Genomic DNA, 23,683 nt, shown 5'->3' on the forward strand with positions numbered 1-23,683 from the left:
AACGCTGTCTTTCCGGTCGGATTCTGTTGGGGCACACAGCGTTGTCAATGTCGCGGCGAGCTATTCCGTCACCTGCTACGAAGCCGTCGCGCGGTTTTGCCGCACCGGTGACAAGAACTCACCGTCCACTGCGCACCAGTCGCAGGTCCTGCGTGTGCCGGTACCAGGTCCAGCGCTCCATCGAACGCGAGTGGGCCACGCCGTCCGAGACCGGCACCACCGGGTCGCACCCGAGCTGGAACGCGCGCCCCTCGAAGATCGTCCTCGTGCGGCGGAACCGTCCCCTGGTGACGGTGACCACGAGACCGGCCTCTCCGGCGTTCACCTCGATCGACCGTGCCTCACCACGAAGCGCCACCGTGTCGTCGCAGTAGCCGATGCCTCGGACGGGTGCGATCACACCACGGCCCACGAGGACGCCGCCGACGTCGTCACGCACGAGCGGCACCGGTCGGTCGGCGCCGGTCAGCGCGAGGTCGAGTGCCTTCGACGGATCGGTGGGCAGCCCCCACAGTGACGCCACGGCCGAGCTCCGCTCGGTCGGAACGAACCCGACGACGGTGGACGGCAGCAGATCCTTGCGCAGCAGGCGCAGTACGACGGCGGCGAGATCCGCGTCCGTGCCTGCCACCACGACGGTGTCGTCGAGCAGCGGATCGACGTCCTTCTTCCCCGGTCGCGACGGCACGGTCTCGATGCGGACACCGTTTGCCGCCGCTGTGGCCGCCATTAGCGAATCCGCCGCGTTTCCGCAAGCCAACACCAGTCCACTCACGCCTCGCTCCTCGGTTAGGCTCATGCACCGGCATCTTGATGCGCGTCATCCGTCCAGCCCGACGGAGAACCCCGATCACCAGGAGTGTTACATGCCGGCCATCGTGCTCGTCGGTGCCCAGTGGGGCGACGAAGGCAAGGGCAAGGCCACAGACCTGCTCGGCGACCGCGTTCAGTGGGTCGTCCGCTATCAGGGCGGCAACAACGCCGGTCACACGGTCGTCCTCCCCGACGGTCAGGACTTCGCGCTGCACCTCATCCCCTCGGGGATCCTCACGCCGTCGGTCACGAACGTGATCGGCAACGGTGTGGTGATCGACCCGGCCGTGCTGCTCGACGAGCTGGCCGGTCTCGAAGCCCGTGGTGTGGACACCACCAAGCTGTTGATTTCGGCCGATGCGCACCTGATCATGCCGTACCACGTGGCCATCGACAAAGTCACCGAGCGCTACCTCGGCAAGAAGAAGATCGGCACCACCGGACGTGGCATCGGCCCCTGCTACCAGGACAAGATCGCCAGGGTCGGGGTGCGCGTGCAGGACCTGCTCGACGAGAAGATCCTGCGGCAGAAGGTCGAGGCCGCGCTGGAGTTCAAGAACCAGGTGCTGGTCAAGGTCTACAACCGCAAGGCGCTCGACGCGGATGAGGTCGCCGATACCGTGCTCGCGCAGGGCGAGAAGTTCGCCCACCGCATCGCCGACACAAGGCTGGAACTCAACAGGGCTCTGGAGCGCGGCGAGACCGTGCTGCTCGAAGGCTCACAGGGCACCCTGCTCGACGTTGACCATGGCACCTATCCGTTCGTCACCTCGTCCAACCCGACGTCGGGTGGCGCGGTCGCCGGTTCGGGCATCGGGCCTGGCCGCATCACCACGGTGCTCGGCATCCTCAAGGCGTACACGACCAGGGTCGGATCGGGACCGTTCCCCACCGAACTGCACGACGAGGCGGGGGAGAACCTTCGCAAGGCCGGTGGCGAGTTCGGTGTCACGACGGGCCGCTCGCGGCGCACGGGATGGTTCGACGCGGTCATCGGCCGCTACGCCGTGAGGGTCAACGGCATCACCGACTACTTCCTCACCAAGCTCGACGTGCTCTCCGGGCTGGAGAAGGTGCCGGTGTGCGTGGCCTACGAGGTTGACGGCCATCGCGTTGACGATATGCCGATGACCCAGACCGGCGTCCACCACGCGGTGGCGATCTACGAGGAGCTGCCGGGCTGGCACGAGGACATCAGCGGCTGCCGGTCGTTCGAGGAGCTGCCCGCCAACGCGCGGGCCTACGTCGAGCGGCTTGAGGAGCTGATGGGCGCGCGGATCTCGGCCGTCGGTGTCGGTCCCGGCCGCGAGCAGACGATCGTGCGTCACGACTTCGTCTGACACGCACGGACCTGCGGACACGCGCTGTGGGCGGCGTGTCCGCAGGCTATGCACGCGTGTCGGCACTTCCTGCACGCGTGTCGGCACTTCCTGCACGCGGGCCCGCACTCCTGCACGCGGGCCCGCACTCCTGCACGCGGGCCCGCACTCCTCGCACCCGAGCTGTGGGCCCCACGCTGTGCCCGCCGTGCCTGACCTCAGCGGCCTGCCGTGCGGGCGGCCTCCACCGCGATGTCGGGGTGGTCGGCGAACACCCCGTCGATGCCGGTGGCGAGGAACGCCTCGTACTCGGCGAAGATGTCGCCCCACGCGCCGGGGTCGTCCGACGACCGCAGGTCGGTGGGCAGGAAGGCGTTCTCGGCGCGGAACGTCCACGGGTGCACGGCGAGACCGGCACGGTGCGCGTCGTCAACCAGCGTGGTCGGCTCGCCGAGCGTGCCGTCGGCATTCCTCGGGATGATGCGGTCCTTGACCGGGCCGAGTCCTTCGGCGTAGCCGGCGATCTCCGCGAGCCCCTCCGGCGTCGCGAGGTCGTCGTAGGTGCGAGGGTCGCCGGAGCGGACGAAATCGTACGGCGCGCCCGAACCGCTCACGAGCTGCACGAGCGGAACGCGCAGCCGCTTGTCCAGCTCCTTCAGGTTCGACACCTCGAACGACTGCACGTACACCTTCGCGCCTGGACGGTTGAGGCCGTTGCGGGTAAGCGCCTCGACGAGCCTCGGTTCGAGCGCGAGCCCCTGGTCGGCGAAGTACGTCGGGTGCTTGGTCTCGATGTAGAGGCCGACGGTTCGACCGAGTTCACGGGAGAGCCGCTTGGAGAGGTTCACGATCTCCTGGAACGTGGGCACCTCGAAGCGGCCGTCGTAGATGGTGTTGTCGGGCCGCAGGTCCGGGATGCGCTCGACGGCACGCAACGTCTTCAGTTCGGCGAGCGTGAAGTCCTCGGCGAACCAGCCGGTGACGCGCCGCCCGTCCACCGTCTTGGTGGTCTTGCGGTCGGCGAACTCGGGCCGCTGCGCGACGTCGGTCGTGCCGCCGATCTCAGGCTCGTGCCTCGCGACGAGCACACCGTCCTTCGTGATCACGAGGTCGGGTTCGATGTAGTCGGCACCCATCCTCGCGGCGAGTTCGTACGAGGCCAGCGTGTGTTCAGGCCGGTAGCCGGAGGCGCCCCTGTGCCCGACGACGACGAACTTCTCCGAGTGGCCCGCGTCGCCGTGCCGGTCGCGCGCCCCACCTGCGGGCTCCGCACCAGCGGGGGCGACCGTCATTCCGAGCACCGCGAGGCCGCTCAAGGCCAGCAGCGCCAGTCTCTTCCGCATCTTCACCCTTTCTCCGTTGTCCGGTGTCGTCCGACTCTGATCTCCGGTCGCGACGATGGGACTACAGGCGGGGGGCCGCAAGGGGTCATACCGGTGAACGGTGCCCGATCCGTGCCGCTTACGCTGTGGCCGTGCGCGTCCTGGTTATCGGCTCCGGAGCCCGTGAGCACGCCCTCGTACTCGCCGCCTCCCACGACCCGGCGGTGACGGCGCTCGGCTGCGCGCCGGGCAACGCCGGAACCGCCTCGGTGTCGGAGACGCTCGGTGTTGACCTGACCGAGCCGTCGGCCATCGCGGGGCTGGCCGTGTCGTGGAAGGCCGATCTCGTGGTGATCGGGCCGGAGGTGCCGCTGGTCGCCGGGGCTGCCGATGCGGTGAGGGCCGCCGGGGTGCCCTGTTTCGGGCCGAGCGCGGAGGCCGCGCGCATCGAGGGCTCGAAGTCGTTCGCCAAGGAGATCATGGCCGCGGCGGGAGTGCCGACGGCGCGCAGCGAGGTGGTTGACAACCCCGCGCATCTCGACGCCGCTCTCGCGCGGTTCGGCCCGACGTGGGTGGTGAAGGACGACGGACTCGCCGCTGGCAAGGGCGTCGTGGTCACCGATGATCTCGATCGGGCCCGCAAGCACGCGCTGATGCTGCTCGACGGCGGGCACCCGGTCGTGCTGGAGTCGTTCCTCGACGGGCCGGAGGCATCGCTTTTCTGCCTTGTGGACGGGCGAACGGTCGTGCCGCTGGTCCCCGCGCAGGACTTCAAGCGTGTCGGTGACAACGACGCTGGCCCGAACACCGGCGGCATGGGCGCGTACGCGCCGCTGCCGTGGGCGCCACCGGGCTTCGTTGACGACGTGGTGGCCACCGTTGTGCGCCCCGTTGTGGACGAGCTGGCGCGAAGGGGTACGCCGTTCTCCGGGCTGCTGTACGCAGGGCTGGCGCTGACGTCGTCAGGGCCGCAGGTGATCGAGTTCAACTGCCGGTTCGGCGACCCGGAGACACAGGTCGTGCTGGCTCTGCTGCGTTCGCCGCTGGCGAGGCTGCTGCACGCGACGGCCACGGGCACGCTTGCTGAGCAACCTCCGCTCGAATGGGCCGACGGTGCCGCGGTGACGGTGGTCGTCGCTGCGGACGGCTATCCGGGAAGGCCGCGCACAGGTGACGTGATCACCGGAAGCGAGGCCGAAGGGGTGCTCCACGCGGGTACCCGGCGCAGGGAGGACGGCGCCGTGGTGTCGAGCGGAGGCAGGGTTCTCTCCGTTGTGGGCGCAGGGCCCGATCTCTCGGCGGCGCGCGCGCAGGCGTACGAGCGGGTCGGCAGGATTCACCTCGCCGGTGCGCATCATCGATCCGACATCGCGGCGAGGGCCGCGAGAGGCGAGCTGGCGGTGCCCGGACGCTGAGGTCGGTTCCGGCCGCGTCCCACCGTTCCGCCGTCCCGTCGTTCCGTCACGCCGTTCCCCGTTCTCGTTCGGGAAATCAGAGCCGAGCGGTACCGTTCGCTGCCGATTTCCGGCCATTTTCACACTCGGATTGATAGCCTGCACCCAGAGTTGGCTGGCTACACGCCGTAGCAGGGGGTGCGCAGTGTCGGGACAATCCACGAAGGCGTCCGGGTCGCCCACGTCGTCCGAGCCGTCCCCGGGGACCGGCGGCGAAACTCGTGCAGGCGGGGGGCCGTCCGGTCCTCCTGACGTGCCGGGCCTTCCCGTGATCAAGGACATCACGGTGTCCCCCGACAAGATCGTCGCCGTCGCGGACGTGATCGAGGAGCAGGCGAACGCGCTCGAACGCAAGATCACCGAGCACGTCGGCGCGCTGAGCCTCGCACCGCCTGCCGACGACATCGTCTCGCAGCACGCCGTGGAAGCGTGGAACACGGTCATCAGCGACGGCGAGAACTCCTACCGCAATCGGGTTCTCGCCTACGTCCACGGTCTTCACGGTCTCGCAGACCAGCTTCGTGCCGCGGGCCGGAGGTATCTCGCCGACGACGAGGACAACGCCGCCTCGGTCAGGGAAGCCGGAGGCAGCTAGTGCCGTCGGTGCATCGGTGGCCGATCGATGCACGCAGGCCGGGCGCTCGCCGTGAAAGCAGGGGAGACGCCTTCCGAGAAAGAGCCGCCAGAAGCCGTCAGACGCCGCCAGACAAGGACGCGAGATGAACGATGTCGATATCGCGGCCCAGGCCGCAAGGATTCGCGACCACCGTTTCACCGGTTACCCCAACAGCATGCTCGCCGACGAGATCGAGCTAATGCGCTCGGGGCGGGGTATCACGGGATTGTCCGAGGCCGTCACCGCGCTGAGAGCCATCGCGCGAGTGCTGGAGGACACCGACGACACGCTGCGCACCCAGCTGGCCGAACTGGGGGTCGAGTGGGAGAGCGAGGCGGGGCGGGACGCGGCGTCGGCCGTGCAGGGGGAGGCGAACTTCTCCCGTGAGGCCGGTGAGAAGGTGAACGACTCCGCCGAGCGGGTCTTCGCCCAGGGGGAGGCGTTCAACAGGACGCTGCATTCCTTGCCCGATCCCGCTGTTCTGCGTGCTCCCTTGCCGGAGCCCGGAATCGAGGAGTTCGCCTTCAGCCTGCTCGGCTTCGAGAGTGATCACGTGCGCAGGCTCGAACAGGCCGTGGAAGTCCGCGAACAGGCCATACAGGCGCTCGACGCCTATGCGAGGCAGAGCGGGGAGAACCTCCAGGGTGTTCCCGAACTCGGTCCGCCCCAGCGTCTCGTCGCGACGGTGCCGGAACGGGTGCCCGAGTCGATCGATGCGGGAGGCGGGCCCGCCGGTACGACGTCGGCCGCGAATGCCCCTGCCGCACCGGCTTCGCAGGGCTCGGTTTCCGCGCCGTCCTCACCCGTGCAGCCACCATCCGGATCATCGGGCTCCTCGATGTCGCCTGGATCGGCACAGTCGTCCACTCCCGCGAGTTTCGTGGCGCCCTCGTCGGTCGCCGCACCGGCATCGGGCACGCCGTCGCAGGGCCTGACCACGGGTAGTAGCGGCAGGGTCGGAGCGCAGCCGGTCACGGGTGCGCAGGGCCCGGCCGCTACCACGCCGAGCGGTGTCACGCAGCCCTCGGCCGGAAGTGTCGTTCCACCCGTGGCTGCGGCAGGCGTGGCAGGCGCGGCTGGCGCGGCGGGAAAGGCTGGAGCCGGACACGGCGACGACGCCGCGCGAGGCAGGAGGGGCCCCGGTGCGGCCGGTCAGGTGCCGCAGGGCACGGCAGGAAGCCCCGAGACCGCCGTCGCCGACCGATCGGTGCGGCCGGTGGGCGGGGCCGCACCCGGCGGTGTCGGCGCGGCGCCACACGGTGCGGGAGCCGCCGGTGGTGGTGCGCTGGCAGGCAAGGCCACGCAGGGCTCGCCCGAGCAGCTCGCGAAGGGCCTGACCAGCGGAGCCGTCGCCCCTGAGCAGGGCACGGTGCCTGGTTCGGACGTCGGCGAGGTGTCCGGCGTGGCACGTGACGGCCTGAGCGTGAACGATCTCGGCGGTGGTATCGCGGCGCTCGGAGCCGGCGGTGTGGCGGGCGCGCTGAGTGGTGCCGAACGCTCGGGGCGGGGCGTCGGCAGAAGCGCGCCCGGCGCTCAGATCTCGCCCCGCCCGCTGCCGGTCGGTGACCTCCCCGAGGAGGAGTTGAGAGTTCAGCGCAGCTCGGAGCGATTGAACCCCGGTGGATCGACGCACAGGGACGCCTTCCTGGAAAAGGCCGCGCCCGGGGAGCAGGAGACGGGTGAACACGTCCGCAGGTTCGGCGTCGAGGACGCAGACCTGTTCACCGACCAGCGCATGGTGAGCCCCGACGTGATCGGCGACGACGGTTCGGACGGCCAGTTGTGAGCACGGTGGCTGGCGGGGCCGTCGTGCTTTCGACACTGGAGTTCGACGTGCTGTGGGAACACCTCGACCTGCCGCGCAGGCATGTCGCTCTCACCGTTCCCAGCCCCGGAACCACCTACAGCGAGCGCGCGCGCCTCGTCGATGAGGCGTGGGACTCACTTGCGGCCAGAGGACTCGCGCGTGGCCGTGACGTGGCGATCGACGTTGGTGATCTGCTGCACCTGCTGGCAAGGCCGAGGACGAGCGTTGACGTCTGGATCTGGACCGAACGCCGGATCACGGGGCTGGCAGCCAGCTCCGGCGGCCCCGCCGCGCTCGGTGTCGTGGACGGCGACGAGGTGTGGCTCATCCCGTCACGCGACTCGGCGCTCGCGTCCGTCGCTGTGTCGGTCGCGGGCGAACTCTGCCCAGGTGTGGGCTGCTCGGTCAGCGTGCCGCACGAGGTGCTCGTGGAGGCCGACGCGGCGGCACAGGGTGATGCGAAGGCGCTCGTCCCGGCTCTTGAGGACCGCGGGGTCGAACTGTGGCAGGCGCAGGAACTAGCAGGCATGTTGCTCGGCATGGTGGCGCGTGGCCAGTTCGGTGCGCAACGGCTGGAGCGGGACGGCCGGATGCGCAGGGCGGGCAGGGTCGTCGCGTTCCACGACACCGACGCGGGCAGGTATCTGTTCCAGGTGGCGCCCGGTGGTGATCGGCGCGACTGGGCGACGGTGACGCCCGCGGACAACGCGTTGCTGGCGCAACGAGTGTGGGAACTGCTCGACGAGCTGTGAGGGAGCGGGAACCGGCGGAGGGCATGCCGCGTCGTAGGGAGGCGTGGTGTGGCTGTCCGTCGGGTTGGTTGTGTTCAGGGGAGGACGAGAACCGTGCCGGTGTACGACGCCGAATCGATGACCATCACGGCGCAGCGGGTGGATCGCATCGCCGAGGATTTCCGGGCATCGATGGACAAGCTCAGGGGGATTGAGGGTGAGAGCCCGTTCGGTGACGTGGAAGACCCGGACAACCCCGACAAGGTGGCGGGCACGGTCGGCGCTTTCACCGACGGAATGCGTTCGGAGTTCGACGCGGCGGCCGGCCGGGTGAGTGCGGCCAGTTCGGCATTGCGTGACGCGGTCGGTGCGATGTCCGAGGCCGACGCGGTGGCCGCCGACAATCTGACAGCGAGGGATCTCTGATGACGGGCGCCGGTATCCCACCGGAGTGGGACGAGGTCGAGACCAAGGCCACGAGGGTGGACAAGGTCAAGCCTGCCGAGATCCAGGACGTGGCACGGCAGTTCGACGAGGCGTCGCGCGACGCGAGCGATCACACGGCCGAGCTCACCAATGCCGCGGCACCGCTGCGCGACGGCGGTGTGTGGTCCGGCCCGGCTGCCGATGCGTTCTTCGATTACGTGCACAAGATCGCCGAGGCCGGCAGCAAGGTCAAGGACAAGCTCGACGAGGTCGCGGCCGAGTTGACCGCGCTTCAGGAGACGCTGTCCACCATCAAGCGGCAGATCGAGAGCGTCAAGGACGACGCCAAGAAGGCGATCGACGATCGGAATCAGCAGGCTCAGCAGCAGGCCGACGCGGCAACCGCCGCGATGCGGGACTACGAGAACGGCGATCGCGACTCTCCGCCGTCCCCGACGGCCGAGGAGATCATCAGTAAGGCCGGTCAGGAGAACAGCCGGACGGCCACGGACGCGGCCAAGCGGATCGACGATCTGCTTCGGCAGTCGAACGACGCGATCAGGCGGGCACAGGAACTCATGAAGACCGAAGTCGGAGACGGTTTCTCCAGCGTGCCGGAGCCCGGCTCCGCGCAGTCTCAGCAGACCGCGACAAGCGGTATCACCGGTGGCGGTGGCGCGGGCGGCGGTGGTGCCGGAGCCGGTGGTGGAGGCGGAGCAGGTGGCGGCGCGGCCGGCGGTGGCGGCCTCGCCGGGTACGGGCCGAGCGGCCCTCCGCCCAGTAGCGGACCGCCGCCCGGGAACGTCGAGCAGTGGATCAGGGAAGCCATCAAGATTCTTCAGGCCAACGGCATCCCGGTCACGGAAGAGAACATCGACGAAATCTGGACGATCATCGAGAAGGAGTCGGGCGGTAACCCGCACGCGCTGAACGACTGGGACTCCAACGCCGCGAAGGGCACGCCGTCGAAGGGGTTGATGCAGTGCATCGACCCGACCTTCAACTCCTACAAGCTTCCGGGGCACGACGACATCTGGAACCCGGTGGACAACATCATCGCGGGCGTGCGCTACACGTTCGACCGCTACGGCGGGTTCGAGGGGCATCCAGGACTGAAGTCGATGGCACAGGGTGGCGGCTACCAGGGCTACTGAGCGGAACCAAAGCCGTGCGAGCACTGTGACGGGGGAGCACCGGCACCGTCGCGTACTCCTGGCGCATACAGTGGCCGCATGGTCGATTCCGCACGTTTGCCGGGGCCGTCGCACCGCAGTGACGTGGCGCCTTTCCATGTCATGGAGGTGTTGTCGGCCGCGAAGGAGCGGCAGCGTACGCACGGCGATGTGATCGCGTTGTGCGCTGGCCAGCCGACGTCGGGCGCACCGCGCCCCGTGCTGGAAGCCGCGCGGCGAGCGCTTCAGGACAACGATCTCGGATACACGGGCCAGCTCGGCATTCCCGAGTTGCGTGAGGCGATCGCAGGCCACTACGCGCGCTGGTACGGGCTCGATGTCTCGCCGGGTGATGTCATCGTCACCACGGGGTCGTCGGGTGGGTTTCTGCTGTCGTTCCTCGCGGCGTTCGACGCGGGTGACCGGGTCGCCATGGCCAGGCCTGGCTATCCCGCCTACCGGAACCTGCTCTCGTCGCTCGGATGCGAGGTCGTGGAGTTCGACACGGACGCGAGCACCCGGTTCCAGCCGACGACGGAGCTGCTGGACAGGCTCGGCGACCTGCGCGGCGTGATTGTCGCGAGCCCCAGCAACCCGACGGGCACCGTGCTTCCCGCCGACGAATTCGCTGCGATCGCACGCTGGTGCGATGAGCGGGGCGTCCAGTTGATCAGCGACGAGATCTACCACGGCATCAGCTACGAGGCGGAGGTCGGCTGCGCGTGGCAGACCTCAACCGAGTCCGTCGTGCTCGGCTCGTTCTCGAAGTACTTCGGGATGACGGGCTGGCGGCTCGGCTGGGCGCTGGTTCCGCAGCGGCTGCACCGCGCCGTTGACGTGCTGACGGGCAACTACAACATCTGCCCTCCCACGCTGGCCCAGCAGGCCGCGGTGGCCGCGTTCACCGACGAGTCGTACGCCGAGCTGGACGCGAACGTCGCGCGCTACCGCGTCAATCGGGATCTGCTTCTCGAAGGGCTCGCCGACATCGGGTTCGGCAAGGTCGCCCCTGTGGACGGTGCCTTCTACGCCTACGTCGATGTGTCGGACCACACCGACGACAGCCTCACGTGGTGCAGGCGACTGCTGGACGACACCGGCGTGGCGATCACTCCTGGCGTTGACTTCGATCCGGTGCACGGCGGCCGGTTCGTGCGCCTGTCGTTCGCCGCGTCGGAGGCACAGGTGCGGGAGGCGGTGCGGCGCATCGGCGACTGGCTCCCTCGGCAGGGCACGCCGTAGGGCGGAACCCGGAATTGTCCCTGATTGTCCGGCTCGACGGGGGCGTCGCGACGTCGATCCGTGTCAGGCTGGAAGCCGGACAACGACAGCGCGAAATGTGGAGGGGATTATGTTCTGGAAGATCGTCGGTGGTCTGCTGGTCGTCTGGATCGCGTTCATGGTGGTCGGCGCCGTCGTCGGCTTCCTCGCGAAGGCCGTCTTCTGGATCGCCGTGATCGGCGGTGGGGTGTTCCTCGGCGCCGCGGCCTATGGGGCGATCAAGAGCGACAAGCGGAAGCAGTTGAAACCCTGACGCCGTTGGACGTCAGCACCTGCCGCGCGTGCTCTGCTCCCTGCCACAGGTGGGCCGCAAGTCCCGCGGCTCGCGCACCGTCCACATTCGCGGCGCGATCGTCGAAGAACACGCACCTTCCGGCCTCGGCGCCGAGGCGGGAGGTGAGCAGGTCGAAGATTTGCCGGTCAGGTTTGGCGCAGCCGACGTCAGCGGAGAAGACCCTGTCCCGGAAATGCCGCGCCCACGGTTGACGTTCGGCGAACCGGGCGAAGGACGTCGGCGCATTGGACAGCAGCGCGAGGCGCGCCCCGCTTCCGGCTAGTTCGCCGAGCAGGCGCATCGAGCCGGCATCGATGCGGGACCAGCCCTCGATGTCGAGGCGGGTCAGGTCGCCCACCGCGTCGGTGTCGAGTCTCGCGCCTGCCGAGCCTGCGACCGCCGACCAGTACGCCTCGTCGGAGCAGCCCCGGTCGTAGGCGTCCCGGTGGGCCCAGTACGCGGGCTCGAAGTCTTCACTCGCCACGCCGAGCCGCGCGGCCAGCTTCGGCAGTGCCACTGTGCGGGTGCAGAGCACCTCGCCGTAGTCGAACACAACCCACGTCATCGGCCGAGCCCCCTGTCGATCCGGCGAAGGGCCTCGGCGATGTCGCCTTGCCGGACGTCGCGGTGGAGCACGAACCGCACCTTCCCCGCCATCGGCAGCACGTGGATGCCGAGTGCGAGCAGCCTGTCGCACGTCGCTGCCAACCCGGCTCCGCCGGGTGCTCCAGCGAGAACGATGTTGGTCTGCGGCTCGGTGACCTCCCAGCCTCGTTCCCGCAGACCGGCGGCGAGTTCGGCCGCCTTCGCGTGGTCGTCGGCGAGATCGCCGACGCGGCCGAGCGCGACGAGGCACGCCGAGGCGAGGACGCCGATCTGACGCATGCCGCCACCGAGCATCTGCCGCATCCGCCTTGCCTGCTCGACGAACTCGGCGCTGCCCGCGACGACGGAACCGGCAGGTGCGCCGAGTCCCTTGCTGAAGCAGGCCGACACACTGTCCACACCGGCGGTCAGCTCGGCAGGCGGCACACCGAGCGCGACGGAGGCGTTCCAGATGCGGGCGCCGTCGAGGTGGACGCGAAGACCCGCGTCACGGGCGGCGGCCACGAGGAGGGCGTGCTCGTCGGGCGGTGTCACGGCGCCGCCTGCGGAATTGTGGGTGTTCTCCAGCGACAGCAGTGTGGTGCGCAAGGTGTAGTACGGTCCGCTGCCGCCCGCCGCCGCGCGCACGGCAGCGGGGGAAGGACGTCCCGGCCCGCCGTCGTGGTCGAGTGCTTCGGGCATTCCTCCCGCGAGCCACGCGGCCGAGCCCAGCTCGTTGACGAGTACATGCGCGCCGCGAGGAGCGAGGAAGCGATCACCCCGGCGAAGGTGGGTCGAGAGGGCGACGAGGTTGGCCATGGTGCCGCTCGGCGTCCACAGCGCCGCTTGCATGCCGAGGATCTCCGCGACGCGCTCCTCGAGCCTGCGGATGGTCGGGTCGGTGTCGATGACGTTGTCACCGACCTCCGCCTCCGCCATCGCGGTCCTCATGCGTTCGTCGGGCACGGTGAGCGTGTCCGAGCGGAAGTCGAGGGGCGAGGTTGACGTTTCGGACCCGCTGAATTCGACCGTCACAGGGCCGATCACATCACACGGCTGCGAAAGCTCGCCGTGTACCCCGTTGATGCGCGACACTGCACGACGCATGCAACGTGGAGCCGGGTCGTTTCCGTCTCCATCGTCGAAAAGAACACGACCGACCGGAGACGTCTGCGTGGCTCACCATGACGACGAGGAGTTCGCGGAGTACTTCGCGGCGAAACGCGACTCCGTGCGCCGAACGGCCTACCTGCTGTGCGGGGACTGGCATCGCGCCGATGACCTCGCGCAGACGGCCTTCGTGTCGTTGCACCGGAAGTGGCGCAAGATCCGTGATCGCAGGGCTGTGGACGCCTATCTGCGGAAAACGCTGGCGCGTGCCGCGATCGACGAGTCGCGGCGGCCGTGGCGGCGTGAGGAGCACACCGGCGAGGTGCCCCAGCCGCGAGTGGCGGACGGCGGTGACGCGCTCGCCGATCGGGTCAGCGCCAGGGCGGATCTGCTCGCAGGGCTTGCGAGAGTGCCGTCGAAGCAGCGTGCCGTCCTGGTGCTGCGTTACTTCGAGGGGCTCGACGTGGCCAGCGTCGCGCGAGCGCTCGGGTGCAGCGAGGGCAACGTGAAGAGTCAAACAGCGCGGGGGCTGGCGAAGCTGCGGACGGCACTGGGCGAGGAGGTGGGCACGCATGGATGACCGGCTGGATGAGGCTCGGCTCGAGAACCTGTTGCGCGACGCGGTGGGGGACGCGCCCGAGCCGTCGTTCACCGTGGACGACGTGACGGTCGCCTCGCGCCGCCTGACAGCCCGGCGGCGTTCACTCGCTACCGCCGCCGCGGTCGGGGTTGTGCTCGCGGGGGCGGTGACCGGTGTCGTCATCGGCGCGACCGGCGCTGACGACACCACCTCCACCGCGCTCCGCCCCGCCGAGGTTCCCATGTCGGGAGAGGTGGCGAAAAAAAGTTCCGAGGAAGGGCAACCCGGCGACGGTGGCTTGCGTGGACAGGGTGTCGAAGGCTTCCCTCCCGTCTCGCCGAAGCAGGGCGGCGGGACGGAAGGGGAGGACGGCCCTCGGGCCGGGGGCACCTCAGGGTGCCGACAGGTTGATCGGGAGCTCGCCACCGCCCTCGCTGGCGAGCTTCCGATCGACCCGGACGGCGAGGCGATACCGGCTCCGCATTGCATGGCAGGCGCGTCGTCCGCCGCGTTCACGGTGCGGGGCGGCACGGTACAGGCGTTGCTGACAAGGCCGGGCGTTGCCGTTCAACTTCCGCCGCTGCCTCCCGGCGGTGTCGTCGGTGAGGGGCGCACGGCTGAGAACGCGACGGTGCTGGTCATCTCGCTGCCCGGAGATGGTGAGGACGAGGCGCCGTTCGCCGACCGCGCCGAGGGCATCGCCGACCGCGTGGCCGGGGCGTTGTCCGGCTGACCCTCCGCGATCCGGTGCGGCGCTCGCAGGCCGGGGCGGTGACCGTTTTCATCCTGTTTCGAGGTGGCAGACTATCCCGCCATGACCACAGCAGCGAGTACGCCGAAGGGCGAGCGCAGGCGTGCCGCGCTCGTCGCGGCCGCTGCCGAGCTCCTCGCCGAGGGTGGGTTCGACGCGATACGGCACAGGGCGGTGGCGGATCGTGCCGGTCTTCCACTCGCCTCGACCACGTACTACTTCGACTCCCTCGACGAGTTGGTGTGGGCGGCGACGGAGCACCACGGCAGGGCCGAACTGGAGGCGGGTCGCGAGAAGCTGGCCACGCTGCCCACCGAGAACCGGCGGGTGGACGTGGTGGTGGACCTGGTGCTCGATCTCCTGCTCGGTCCGGACCCGCACTACGAAGCTGTCGTGTTGCGGTACGAGCGGCTCGTCGGGACAGGCAGGCGTCCCCACCTGCGGCCGTTGATGCGGGTGCTGTCCGCCGAGTTGCGCGAACTGCTCGCCGAGATCTTCGTCCGTTCTGGCTTCGACATCGACGCCGACCGCCTCGAACGGCTCATCGCGTTGGTTGACGGCTCCGTTGTCAACGCGCTCGTCGCCGTTGACCCCGAGCCGAGGATGGTGGCCGCACGTGTGCTTCGCGATGCGTTGAGCTAAAAATCATTCCAGGACTGTCACCGACCGTGGCGGCCTGGCACGTCTGTGGCCACCACGCGCCGGCCCTGCGGCACCGTGGCCGACCCTGAACGCGGTGCCGAGAGAACGGCCTGGCTAGCCTGACCGTGTGACCGACAAGCCTCGAATTCCGAACGTGCTCGCAGGCCGCTACGCCTCGCCCGAGTTGGTGCGGCTGTGGTCGCCCGAGTACAAGGTCAGACTCGAACGCGACCTGTGGCTCGCCGTGCTGAAAGCGCAGCGGGAACTCGGGGTCGAGGTCGCCGACGGCGTTGTGGCCGACTACGAGAAGGTGCTCGACCGGATCGACCTCGACTCGATCGCGGCACGCGAGCGCACCACACGGCACGACGTGAAGGCGAGGATCGAGGAGTTCAACGCCCTCGCCGGGCACGAGCACGTCCACAAGGGCATGACCTCGCGGGATCTCACCGAGAACGTGGAGCAGTTGCAGATCCGGCGGTCGCTCGAACACGTCCGCGTGCGGGTCGCCGGGGTGCTGGCGCGTCTCGCGGAGCTGGCCGCACACCACAGCGAGCTGGTGATGGCGGGACGTTCCCACAACGTGGCCGCGCAGGCGACGACGCTCGGCAAGCGCTTCGCGACGGCGGCCGACGAGCTGCTGGTGGCCTTCGACAGGCTCGACGACCTCATCGCCCGCTACCCGCTGCGAGGGATCAAGGGCCCGGTCGGCACGGCACAGGACATGCTCGACCTCCTCGGCGGTTCCGGCCGCCTCGCGGAGCTGGAGCGGCGGGTCGCGGCCCACCTCGGGTTCGAGCGCGTGTTCACCAGCGTCGGCCAGGTGTATCCGAGGTCGCTGGACTTCGACGTGGTGTCAACGCTGGTCCAGCTCGCGGCGGCTCCGTCGAGCCTCGCCACGACCATCCGGCTCATGGCAGGCCACGAACTCGTCACGGAGGGGTTCAAACTCGGCCAGGTCGGCTCCTCGGCCATGCCGCACAAGATGAACACCCGCTCCTGCGAGCGCGTCAACGGTCTCGCGGTCGTGCTGCGCGGTCACCTTTCGATGATCGGCGAGTTGGCGGGCGACCAGTGGAACGAGGGCGACGTGTCGGACTCGGTGGTGCGCAGGGTCGCGCTTCCCGACGCCTTCTTCGCGCTCGACGGCCTGCTTGAGACCTTCGCGACGGTGTTGGCGGAGTTCGGTGCCTTCCCCGCTGTGATCGATCGCGAACTGGCGCGCTACCTGCCGTTCCTCGCCACAACGAAGGTGCTCATGGCTGCCGTTCGGGCCGGTGTCGGCAGGGAGACCGCACACGAGGCGATCAAGGAACACGCGGTGGCCGTCGCGCTGGCCATGCGTGAGCACGGACAGCAGGGCAACGACCTGCTGGCTCGGCTCGCAGCCGACGACCGCCTCCCACTCGGCGCCGACGATCTGGAGGGGTTGCTCGCCGACCGGCTTTCGTTCACGGGCACGGCAGGCGCTCAGGTGGAGGCCGTCGTCGCCAGGGTCTCGGAGATCGTGCGCCGGTTCCCCGAGGCGAAGTCGTACCAGCCGGGCCCGATCCTCTGAAGGCGGCGCACGGCGAACCGGTCAGAGCACGACCGGTTTGCCGTGCGCGGTGGCGCGCACCTCGGTGCCGTCCGGCGCGAGGTTGGTGTAGAGCCCGATGTACACGGCAGGGGTGGCGAGCATGCCGTCGTGGACGGGGATCGCGAGCCTCGGCGACACCGCCCTCAGGTACTCCACGACCTCGGCGGCTTTCAGCCACGGCGCGGCTGTGGGCAGCGCGAGCACCTCGATCCGGTGCTCGGGTACGAAGAAGGCGTCGCCGGGGTGGTAGAACGCGCCGCCGTCGATCACGTAGCCGACGTTGGGGATCACGGGGATGTCGGCGTGGATCGTCGCGTGCTGGCCGCCGACGACGTCGATCCGGGTCCCTCCGAGGTCGAACGTGTCGCCGGGATGTGCCGTGGTGACGGGGATGTCCAGGTTCTCGATGGTCTTCGTGGTGCCGGGATCGACGATCAGCCGGGCCCCGGGATTCGCGGCGAGGAGTGCGGGCAGTTTCTCGGTGTCGATGTGGTCGTAGTGCTGATGGGTGATCAGGACGGCGTCGAGGTCGCGGAGGGACTCGAAGCCGGTGGAGAACGCGCCGGGGTCGAAGAGCAGCCGGGCTTGTGCGGTCTCCACGAGCACGCAGGAGTGGCCGTAGCGGACGAGTTTCACGGGCGAGGCCCCCTTGTTGGCGATGTGGCAGTAACCGTTCGCTTCCCTATACGCTGCCAGCATGACGAGCACCGAGCAGGCCGTCGAGACGTTCGACTCGCTCAACCCGGCGACGGACGAGGTCGTCGGCACCCATCCCGTGCATGACGCCGACGCTGTCGAGGCCGCGGTGACCAGGGCTCGTGCCGCCGCGACATGGTGGGCCTCGCTCGGGTTCGACGGCCGCGCCGAACGACTTCGCCGCTGGAAGGGTGTGCTCGCGCGCCGGCTGCCGGAGTTGTGCGAGCTGGTGAGCGCCGAGACCGGCAAGCCGGAAGGCGACGCGCAACTGGAGATCGTGCTGGCCATCGAGCACATCGAGTGGGCGGCCCGCAACGCGAAGAAGGTGCTCGGGCCGAAGCGGCGCTCCTCGGGGCTGCTGCTCTCCAACCAGGTGGCCACGGTCGAGTACCAGCCGCTCGGCGTCGTCGGGGTGATCGGTCCCTGGAACTTTCCGGTCTTCACTCCGCTGGGGTCGGTGGCCTACGCGCTGGCGGCAGGCAACGCCGTGGTGTTCAAGCCGAGCGAGTACACACCCGGGGTGGGTGCGTGGCTGGTCGATGCCTTCGCCGAGGTCGTCGGCGAGAAGCCGGTGCTCCAGCTCGTCACCGGTTTCGGCGCGACCGGAGCGGCGCTCGTCGGCGCGGACGTGGACAAGATCGCGTTCACCGGATCGGCCGCGACCGGAAAGAAGATCATGGCGGCTGCGGCGGACCGCCTGACACCGGTGGTCATCGAGGCCGGTGGCAAGGACGCGCTGATCGTGGACGCCGATGCCGACCTCGACGCCGCGGCGGACGCGGCGGTGTGGGGCGCGTTCTGGAACGCGGGACAGACGTGTGTCGGCGTCGAACGCGTCTACGTGCACACGGCGGTGTACGAGGAGTTCGTCGCGAAGCTCACCAGGCTGGCGCGTGAGGTGCGGCCCGGCGAACACTACGGGCCGATGACCATGCGCTCGCAGCTCGGCGTGGTGCGAAGGCACATCGCCGACGCTCTCGCCAGAGGTGGGCGGGCGCTCGTGGGCGGTGCCGACGCGGTCGGCGACCGCTACGTGCGGCCGACCGTGCTGGTTGACGTGCCCGAGGACTCCGTCGCCGTGCGTGAGGAGACGTTCGGTCCGACGGTCACCGTGACGCGGGTTTCCGACATGGACGAGGCGATCGAGAAGGCGAACGACTCCGCGTACGGACTCGGTTCCACGGTGTTCTCGCGGCGTCGCGGCATGGAACTCGCCAGGCGGCTGCGGACGGGCATGACGGCGATCAACGCGCCGCTCGCATTCGCGGGTATCGCGACGCTGCCCTTCGGTGGCATGGGCGAGTCCGGGTTCGGTCGCATCCACGGGCCGGAGGGACTGCGGGAGTTCGCGCGGCCGAAGGCCATCGCGCGGCAGCGCTACCGCATGCCGTTGGCGATGACGACGTTCGCCAGGACGGCGAGGACCGACGAGCTCGTCGGCAAGCTCATCACGGTCCTGCACGGCAGGCGCTGAGGTTCGAGCGCTCGACACCATCACCCAGGACGATCAGGCGCCACCTGTAGTGATCTGAAGGTGACGTCTCGAAAGAATGCCGGAAGATTGGCCATCTTTCGAATATTTCGACTAACCTCTCAGGTGAGCGCCATGCAGAGGCGCGGCGGTCGCGCAGCCACTGGCCGGCACCGACATCTGGCGAAGGAGAAGATGATGTCCACGAGCACGCTTGAAGAGCGGACCGTCTTCCCGCCAGAGGAGTCACAGCATCGGGAGGAGCTCGGAAGGCTGGCCGCCGTCCTGCACGCGCACACGGCTGGCGGGTGCAGGGCCGACGTTGCCAGGCTGGTGGGGCCAGATGGTGGGGAAGTGGCCCTTCCTGGAGAGTTGTACCGTCTGCTCCTGCGGGTCGTCGATGACCTGAACAACGGGTTCGCCGTGGTCATCCAACCGTCGAACGCCGTGCTCACGACGCAGGAGGCCGCCGACCTGCTGCACATATCACGCCCCACTCTCGTGAAGTTGCTCGAGCGGGGCGAAATCCCCTATCACAAGATCGGCCGCCACCGTCGTGTCTACCTCCGCGATGTGCTCGAATACGACGAGCGAACGCGGCGCGAACGCGAGGCCGCTCTCGACGAGATGGCTCTTGAGTCCGCGCATGACGGAACGGCCGACCGGATCACCGGGTTCATCTCGACGAGGTGACGAGGTAGTGAAGCCTGCGGTGATCGAGCGCGCGCTCATCTCGCGTTATCGAGGTCTCTCACACTCCGGGTAGTGCACGCTACGGAGCGTGGCTTTCCCGGTGCTGCTCGATGCGTGCGTCTTGGTCCCGTACGACATATCGGACTTGTTGCTGCGCCTTGCGAGCGAGAAGACATACAGGCCCCTATGGTCCGCGGACATCCTGCGGGAAACCGAGCGAGCACTGGTAACGAAGCTGGGTATGTCGCCAGAGAAGGTAGGCAGGCGGCTCAGCCGTATGCGCGAGCATTTCCTCGACGCCGAGGTCGAGGGCTACGAGGATCTGATCGATGCAATGCAATGCGAGAAGAATGACCGCCATGTCCTGGCGGCTGCGGTGCGTGGCAATGCTTCGGTGCTCGTGACGGCGAACCTCAAAGACTGTCCGGACGCGGCCTTGGAGCCTTACGACATCGTCGTTCTCAGCCCGGACGAGTTCCTGCTGGATCAGCTCGACCTCTACCAGGAGAAGGCTCTCGCGGTGCTGCGAAAGCTGGTGGCAGCACGGCGGAAGCCCCCGGAAACGCCGGCCACCTTCCTGAACAAGCTTCAGCCTTACGTCCCCGGATTCGTCGAGGAAGCGCGAAAGATGCTCGGAGTGTCGGGATCGTTCCCCTTACCGCCTGCGGAAGGGGCACTTCCACCACCACGGCTGCCGCGATGATGGCGATGCGCACGGATACTCACCGCAAACCGCCGGTGCGCCCGGCTCGGGTGATCTCGGCAGGCGAACCCCGGGACGGTGCATGATCTGGTGGCGCACCGTCACCGTTGGCGGCGTGGTTTGCGCCGATCCGGCGAATCGACGCCGATTGCCCCACCACAGGCAACGTTTCGCGATACACACACGTCTTCTGTGTGTGGGAGCTGGGTGACGAGCGAAGCTCAGGGGCCGAGGGGTGTCGGGGGCTTCTCGGCCCCTGGGTTACGCTCTATGGGCATTGACCTGCGCAGAGTCTAGGAGCAGCCTGTCGTGGCCCGTGTAGTCGTCGACGTCATGCCCAAGCCCGAAATCCTCGATCCCCAAGGCCAGGCCGTCGCCGGCGCGCTCGGCCGACTCGGCTTCTCCGGGGTCACCGAGGTCCGTCAGGGCAAACACTTCGAGCTGGAAGTCGATGACAGCGTCGATGACGAGACGCTCGCCAAGATCGCGGAAGGCTTCCTCGCCAACCCGGTGATCGAGGAGTGGACGATCCGGAGGATCGACCGATGAGCCCCCGCATCGGCGTCATCACCTTCCCCGGCACGCTCGACGACGTGGACGCCGCGCGTGCTGTGCGGCGCTCCGACGCCGAAGCCGTTCCGCTGTGGCACGGTGACGCCGACCTCAAGGGCGTTGACGCGGTGGTCGTCCCCGGCGGCTTCTCCTACGGCGACTACCTGCGGTGCGGTGCCATCGCCAAGTTCGCGCCCGTGATGAGTTCCGTCATCGACGCGGCCCGCAAGGGCATGCCGGTTCTGGGGATCTGCAACGGGTTCCAGATCCTCTGCGAGGCCGGTCTCCTTCCCGGTGCTCTCGTGCGCAACGACAAGCTGCACTTCGTGTGTCGCGACCAGTGGCTGCGGGTCGAGAACAACACCACGAGCTGGACGACGCGATACGACGAGGGTGCCGAGATCCTCATCCCGCTCAAGTCGGGTGAGGGCGGTTACATGGCCGATGAGGCGACGCTCGACGAGCTGGAGGGCGAGGGGCGCGTCGTGTTCCGCTACGTCGATGGCAACCCCAACGGCTCGCGGCGGGACATCGCAGGGGTGTGCAGCCCCGACGGCCGTGTCGTGGGTCTCATGCCACATCCCGAACACGCGATCGACGCGCTCACGGGGCCGTCGGACGACGGCCTCGGTGTGTTCTACTCCGCACTCGACGCCGTGAACTCGCTGGTCACGTCGGCATGACGAAACACTGCGGTTAGTCTGGTCTCGTGGCAGCACCTCACGTGGACACCCCCGCCGACACCACCGCCTTCGCCGAGCAGACGCCGGATCAGCCTCAGCCGTACGCGGAGCTGGGACTGGCCGACGACGAGTACGCGCGTATCCGCGAGATCCTCGGGCGAAGGCCCACGGACGCCGAACTCGCCATGTACTCGGTGATGTGGAGCGAGCACTGCTCGTACAAGTCGTCCAAGAAGCATCTCGCCTACTTCGGCGAGACCACGACGCCGGAGATGCGCGAGAAGATGCTCGCAGGCATCGGTGAGAACGCCGGTGTCGTGGAGATCGGTGACGGCTGGGCCGTCACGTTCAAGGTGGAGAGCCACAACCATCCGTCCTATGTGGAGCCTTATCAGGGCGCTGCGACGGGTGTCGGCGGCATCGTGCGGGACATTCTCGCGATGGGTGCGCGTCCACTCGCCGTGGCCGATCCGCTCCGCTTCGGGCCTGCCGACGCTCCCGACACCCGGCGTGTCCTGCCCGGCGTCGTGGCCGGTATCGCCGGGTACGGCAACTGCCTCGGCCTTCCGAACATCGGCGGCGAGGTGGTCTTCGACGAGAGTTACTCAGGCAACCCGCTGGTCAACGCGCTGTGCGTGGGAGCGATGCGTGTCGAGGATCTGCACCTCGCGCACGCTTCGGGAACCGGCAACAAGATCATCCTGTTCGGTGCGCGCACCGGACTCGACGGCATCGGCGGTGTCTCCGTCCTCGCCAGCGACACGTTCTCGGGCGACGAGAGTTCCGGTGGCCGTAAGAAACTGCCCAGCGTGCAGGTCGGCGACCCGTTCACCGAGAAGGTGTTGATCGAGTGCACGCTGGAGCTGTTCGCGAAGAAGCTCGTCGTGGGCATCCAAGACCTCGGCGGCGCGGGCTTGGCCTGCGCGACCTCGGAGCTGGCCGCGGCAGGCGACGGCGGCATGCACGTGAACCTCGACCGCGTCCCGCTTCGCGCGCAAGGCATGACCCCGGCGGAGATCCTGTCCAGCGAGTCGCAGGAGCGGATGTGCGCGGTCGTCCGCCCGTCCGATGTGGACGCCTTCATGGAGGTGTGCCGCAAGTGGGACGTCATCGCCACCGAGATCGGTGAGGTGACGGACGGCGACAGGCTCGTCATCGACTGGCACGGCCAGACCGTCGTCGATGTGCCGCCGCGAACGGTGGCGCATCAGGGCCCGGTCTACGACCGTCCCTACGCGCGCCCCGCGAAGCAGGACGAGCTGGAGTCGGACACTCCCGGCACGCTGCCTCGTCCGTCCACTCCGGACGAGATTCGCGAGACGCTGCTGCGCATGATCGCCTCTCCCAACCTGGCTTCGAAGGAATGGGTCACGCAGCAGTACGACCGCTATGTGCGGGGCAACACGGTGTTGTCGCAGCCCGCTGACTCGGGGATGATCCGCATCGACGAGTCCACAGGGCGTGGTGTCGCGGTTTCGACGGACTGCAACAGCAGGTACGTCTACCTCGACCCGTACGCGGGCACACAGCTCGCGCTGGCCGAGGCGTACCGCAACGTGGCCACCAGCGGCGCGATGCCTATCGCCGTGACCAACTGCCTCAACTTCGGCTCGCCGCGCGATCCCGGTGTCATGTGGCAGTTCGAGCGGGCCGTTCACGGCCTCGCCGACGGCTGCGCGCAGCTCGGTGTCCCCGTCACCGGCGGCAACGTGAGCTTCTACAACCAGACCGGCGACCAGGCGATCCTGCCCACACCGGTGGTCGGCGTGCTCGGCGTGATCGACGATGTGAGCCGTCGCATCCCCACCGGCTTCGGTGCCGAGCCTGGCGAGACCCTGCTCCTGCTCGGCGAGACGCACGACGAGTTCGGTGGCTCCGCGTGGGCGCAGGTCATGCACGGGCACCTCGGTGGCCGACCTCCGAAGGTGGACCTCGAAAGGGAACGCCTGATCGCCGAGATCCTGGTGGCCGGTTCGCGCGACGGCATGATCTCCGCGGCTCACGACGTGTCCGAAGGCGGGCTGGCGCAGACGATCGTCGAGATGGCGCTGGTCGGTCAGTGCGGTGCCAGGATCGTGCTCGACCCCGACGAGGACCCGTTCGTCCAGCTTTTCTCGGAGTCGGCGGGACGGGTGCTCGTCGCCGTACCGAGGACGGAGGAGCTGCGTTTCACGGAGATGTGCTCCGCGCGTGGCCTTCCGTGGCGAAAGACCGGTGTCGTGGACCCCGAGTCCGGCGCCGTGCAGATCCAGGACATCGCCGATCTCGGCCTCGACGAGCTTCGCGAGGCTTGGGAGAGCACGCTTCCCACACTGTTCGCCTGATCTCCGCGCCTGCGAGAGGCCGAGCTTCTCCATACTTACTGAGAGGCCGAGCCTCTCCACGTCGGCGAGAGGCCGAGGGGCTGTGAGTGGTCGTCCCGC

Annotated in this window: 24 protein-coding genes; 19 read left to right on the forward strand and 5 right to left on the reverse strand. The window is 68.6% G+C overall.

All coding sequences use genetic code 11. The annotated features are described in order from the left end of the window. Nucleotides 1-118: 118 nt before the first annotated feature. Nucleotides 119-775 carry a hypothetical protein gene (locus SACXIDRAFT_RS10920; protein WP_006238616.1) on the reverse strand — a complete coding sequence of 219 codons (657 nt, stop codon included), beginning with the start codon at nt 773-775 and terminating at the stop codon, nt 119-121. A gap of 91 nt (nt 776-866) precedes the next feature. On the opposite strand from SACXIDRAFT_RS10920, the gene SACXIDRAFT_RS10925 reads away from it, so the two are divergent. Next, nucleotides 867-2,153, forward strand: a complete 1,287-nt coding sequence (locus tag SACXIDRAFT_RS10925) for an adenylosuccinate synthase (protein WP_006238617.1) — start codon at nt 867-869, stop codon at nt 2,151-2,153. A gap of 197 nt (nt 2,154-2,350) precedes the next feature. Here the strand turns inward: SACXIDRAFT_RS10925 and SACXIDRAFT_RS10930 are convergent, their stop codons facing one another. Continuing rightward, complete coding sequence (locus tag SACXIDRAFT_RS10930; RefSeq protein ID WP_006238618.1) at nt 2,351-3,475, reverse strand: glycerophosphodiester phosphodiesterase; 1,125 nt, start codon at nt 3,473-3,475, stop codon at nt 2,351-2,353. 131 nt (nt 3,476-3,606) lie between these two features. Here SACXIDRAFT_RS10930 and purD point away from each other — a divergent pair, with 131 nt between their 5' ends. The 8 genes from purD to SACXIDRAFT_RS10970 all read left to right on the forward strand — a co-directional run bounded on the left by purD (nt 3,607) and on the right by SACXIDRAFT_RS10970 (nt 11,194). Continuing rightward, nucleotides 3,607-4,869 carry a phosphoribosylamine--glycine ligase gene (purD, locus tag SACXIDRAFT_RS10935; RefSeq protein WP_040922597.1) on the forward strand — a complete coding sequence of 421 codons (1,263 nt, stop codon included), beginning with the start codon at nt 3,607-3,609 and terminating at the stop codon, nt 4,867-4,869. Between the two features lie 292 nt (nt 4,870-5,161). After that, complete coding sequence (locus SACXIDRAFT_RS10940) at nt 5,162-5,503, forward strand: hypothetical protein (protein WP_040922132.1); 342 nt, start codon at nt 5,162-5,164, stop codon at nt 5,501-5,503. Between the two features lie 124 nt (nt 5,504-5,627). Further along, entirely contained in the window at nt 5,628-7,310 is a 1,683-nt protein-coding gene (locus SACXIDRAFT_RS10945) for a PPE domain-containing protein (RefSeq protein ID WP_006238621.1), read from the forward strand. Continuing rightward, entirely contained in the window at nt 7,307-8,083 is a 777-nt protein-coding gene (locus tag SACXIDRAFT_RS10950) for an ESX secretion-associated protein EspG (protein ID WP_006238622.1), read from the forward strand. The genes SACXIDRAFT_RS10945 and SACXIDRAFT_RS10950 overlap by 4 nt, the downstream gene beginning before the upstream one ends. 93 nt (nt 8,084-8,176) lie before the next feature. After that, nucleotides 8,177-8,488 (forward strand): hypothetical protein, encoded by a 312-nt coding sequence (locus SACXIDRAFT_RS10955; protein WP_006238623.1) that lies wholly within the window; start codon nt 8,177-8,179, stop codon nt 8,486-8,488. Further along, nucleotides 8,488-9,642 carry a transglycosylase SLT domain-containing protein gene (locus tag SACXIDRAFT_RS10960; protein ID WP_006238624.1) on the forward strand — a complete coding sequence of 385 codons (1,155 nt, stop codon included), beginning with the start codon at nt 8,488-8,490 and terminating at the stop codon, nt 9,640-9,642. Before SACXIDRAFT_RS10955 ends, SACXIDRAFT_RS10960 begins: the two co-directional genes overlap by 1 nt. A 78-nt stretch (nt 9,643-9,720) precedes the next feature. Beyond that, a complete protein-coding gene (locus tag SACXIDRAFT_RS10965) occupies nt 9,721-10,902 on the forward strand; it encodes a pyridoxal phosphate-dependent aminotransferase (protein ID WP_006238625.1) in 1,182 nt (393 codons plus the stop codon). Between the two features lie 109 nt (nt 10,903-11,011). Next, a complete protein-coding gene (locus SACXIDRAFT_RS10970) occupies nt 11,012-11,194 on the forward strand; it encodes a hypothetical protein (protein ID WP_006238626.1) in 183 nt (60 codons plus the stop codon). Here the strand turns inward: SACXIDRAFT_RS10970 and SACXIDRAFT_RS10975 are convergent. Together SACXIDRAFT_RS10975 and SACXIDRAFT_RS10980 are read right to left on the reverse strand one after the other, a co-directional pair. Further along, a complete protein-coding gene (locus SACXIDRAFT_RS10975; RefSeq protein ID WP_006238627.1) occupies nt 11,160-11,780 on the reverse strand; it encodes an HAD family hydrolase in 621 nt (206 codons plus the stop codon). The genes SACXIDRAFT_RS10970 and SACXIDRAFT_RS10975 overlap by 35 nt on opposite strands. Further along, on the reverse strand, nt 11,777-12,907 hold the full coding sequence (locus tag SACXIDRAFT_RS10980) for a threonine aldolase family protein (RefSeq protein ID WP_006238628.1): 1,131 nt from the start codon (nt 12,905-12,907) through the stop codon (nt 11,777-11,779). Before SACXIDRAFT_RS10980 ends, SACXIDRAFT_RS10975 begins: the two co-directional genes overlap by 4 nt. Nucleotides 12,908-12,974: 67 nt before the next feature. On the opposite strand from SACXIDRAFT_RS10980, the gene SACXIDRAFT_RS10985 reads away from it, so the two are divergent. The 4 genes from SACXIDRAFT_RS10985 to purB all read left to right on the forward strand — a co-directional run bounded on the left by SACXIDRAFT_RS10985 (nt 12,975) and on the right by purB (nt 16,441). After that, the gene (locus SACXIDRAFT_RS10985) at nt 12,975-13,490 is read left to right on the forward strand and encodes a SigE family RNA polymerase sigma factor (protein WP_006238629.1); all 516 of its coding nucleotides are present in this window, start codon (nt 12,975-12,977) and stop codon (nt 13,488-13,490) included. Beyond that, nucleotides 13,483-14,223 (forward strand): hypothetical protein, encoded by a 741-nt coding sequence (locus tag SACXIDRAFT_RS10990; protein ID WP_006238630.1) that lies wholly within the window; start codon nt 13,483-13,485, stop codon nt 14,221-14,223. The genes SACXIDRAFT_RS10985 and SACXIDRAFT_RS10990 overlap by 8 nt, the downstream gene beginning before the upstream one ends. Before the next feature lie 81 nt (nt 14,224-14,304). Next, nucleotides 14,305-14,883, forward strand: a complete 579-nt coding sequence (locus SACXIDRAFT_RS10995; protein WP_006238631.1) for a TetR/AcrR family transcriptional regulator — start codon at nt 14,305-14,307, stop codon at nt 14,881-14,883. A gap of 127 nt (nt 14,884-15,010) precedes the next feature. Continuing rightward, on the forward strand, nt 15,011-16,441 hold the full coding sequence (purB, locus tag SACXIDRAFT_RS11000; RefSeq protein ID WP_040922133.1) for an adenylosuccinate lyase: 1,431 nt from the start codon (nt 15,011-15,013) through the stop codon (nt 16,439-16,441). Between the two features lie 21 nt (nt 16,442-16,462). On the opposite strand, the gene SACXIDRAFT_RS11005 is transcribed toward purB, so the two are convergent. Beyond that, a complete protein-coding gene (locus tag SACXIDRAFT_RS11005; RefSeq protein WP_006238633.1) occupies nt 16,463-17,098 on the reverse strand; it encodes an MBL fold metallo-hydrolase in 636 nt (211 codons plus the stop codon). A 61-nt stretch (nt 17,099-17,159) separates the two neighbouring features. Between SACXIDRAFT_RS11005 and SACXIDRAFT_RS11010 the strand changes: the two genes are divergently transcribed. From SACXIDRAFT_RS11010 to purL, 6 genes are all read left to right on the forward strand, one after another. Next, the gene (locus tag SACXIDRAFT_RS11010; protein WP_006238634.1) at nt 17,160-18,632 is read left to right on the forward strand and encodes an aldehyde dehydrogenase family protein; all 1,473 of its coding nucleotides are present in this window, start codon (nt 17,160-17,162) and stop codon (nt 18,630-18,632) included. A gap of 195 nt (nt 18,633-18,827) precedes the next feature. Continuing rightward, entirely contained in the window at nt 18,828-19,322 is a 495-nt protein-coding gene (locus tag SACXIDRAFT_RS11015) for a helix-turn-helix domain-containing protein (protein ID WP_006238635.1), read from the forward strand. An 88-nt stretch (nt 19,323-19,410) separates the two neighbouring features. Beyond that, entirely contained in the window at nt 19,411-20,025 is a 615-nt protein-coding gene (locus SACXIDRAFT_RS11020) for a PIN domain-containing protein (RefSeq protein WP_040922134.1), read from the forward strand. 309 nt (nt 20,026-20,334) lie between these two features. Continuing rightward, entirely contained in the window at nt 20,335-20,574 is a 240-nt protein-coding gene (purS, locus tag SACXIDRAFT_RS11025; RefSeq protein WP_006238637.1) for a phosphoribosylformylglycinamidine synthase subunit PurS, read from the forward strand. Next, nucleotides 20,571-21,260 (forward strand): phosphoribosylformylglycinamidine synthase subunit PurQ, encoded by a 690-nt coding sequence (gene purQ, locus SACXIDRAFT_RS11030; protein WP_006238638.1) that lies wholly within the window; start codon nt 20,571-20,573, stop codon nt 21,258-21,260. Before purS ends, purQ begins: the two co-directional genes overlap by 4 nt. 41 nt (nt 21,261-21,301) lie before the next feature. After that, the gene (purL, locus tag SACXIDRAFT_RS11035; RefSeq protein ID WP_006238639.1) at nt 21,302-23,584 is read left to right on the forward strand and encodes a phosphoribosylformylglycinamidine synthase subunit PurL; all 2,283 of its coding nucleotides are present in this window, start codon (nt 21,302-21,304) and stop codon (nt 23,582-23,584) included. Nucleotides 23,585-23,683: the final 99 nt, after the last annotated feature.

This window comes from Saccharomonospora xinjiangensis XJ-54, assembly GCF_000258175.1.
Classification (GTDB): domain Bacteria; phylum Actinomycetota; class Actinomycetes; order Mycobacteriales; family Pseudonocardiaceae; genus Saccharomonospora; species Saccharomonospora xinjiangensis.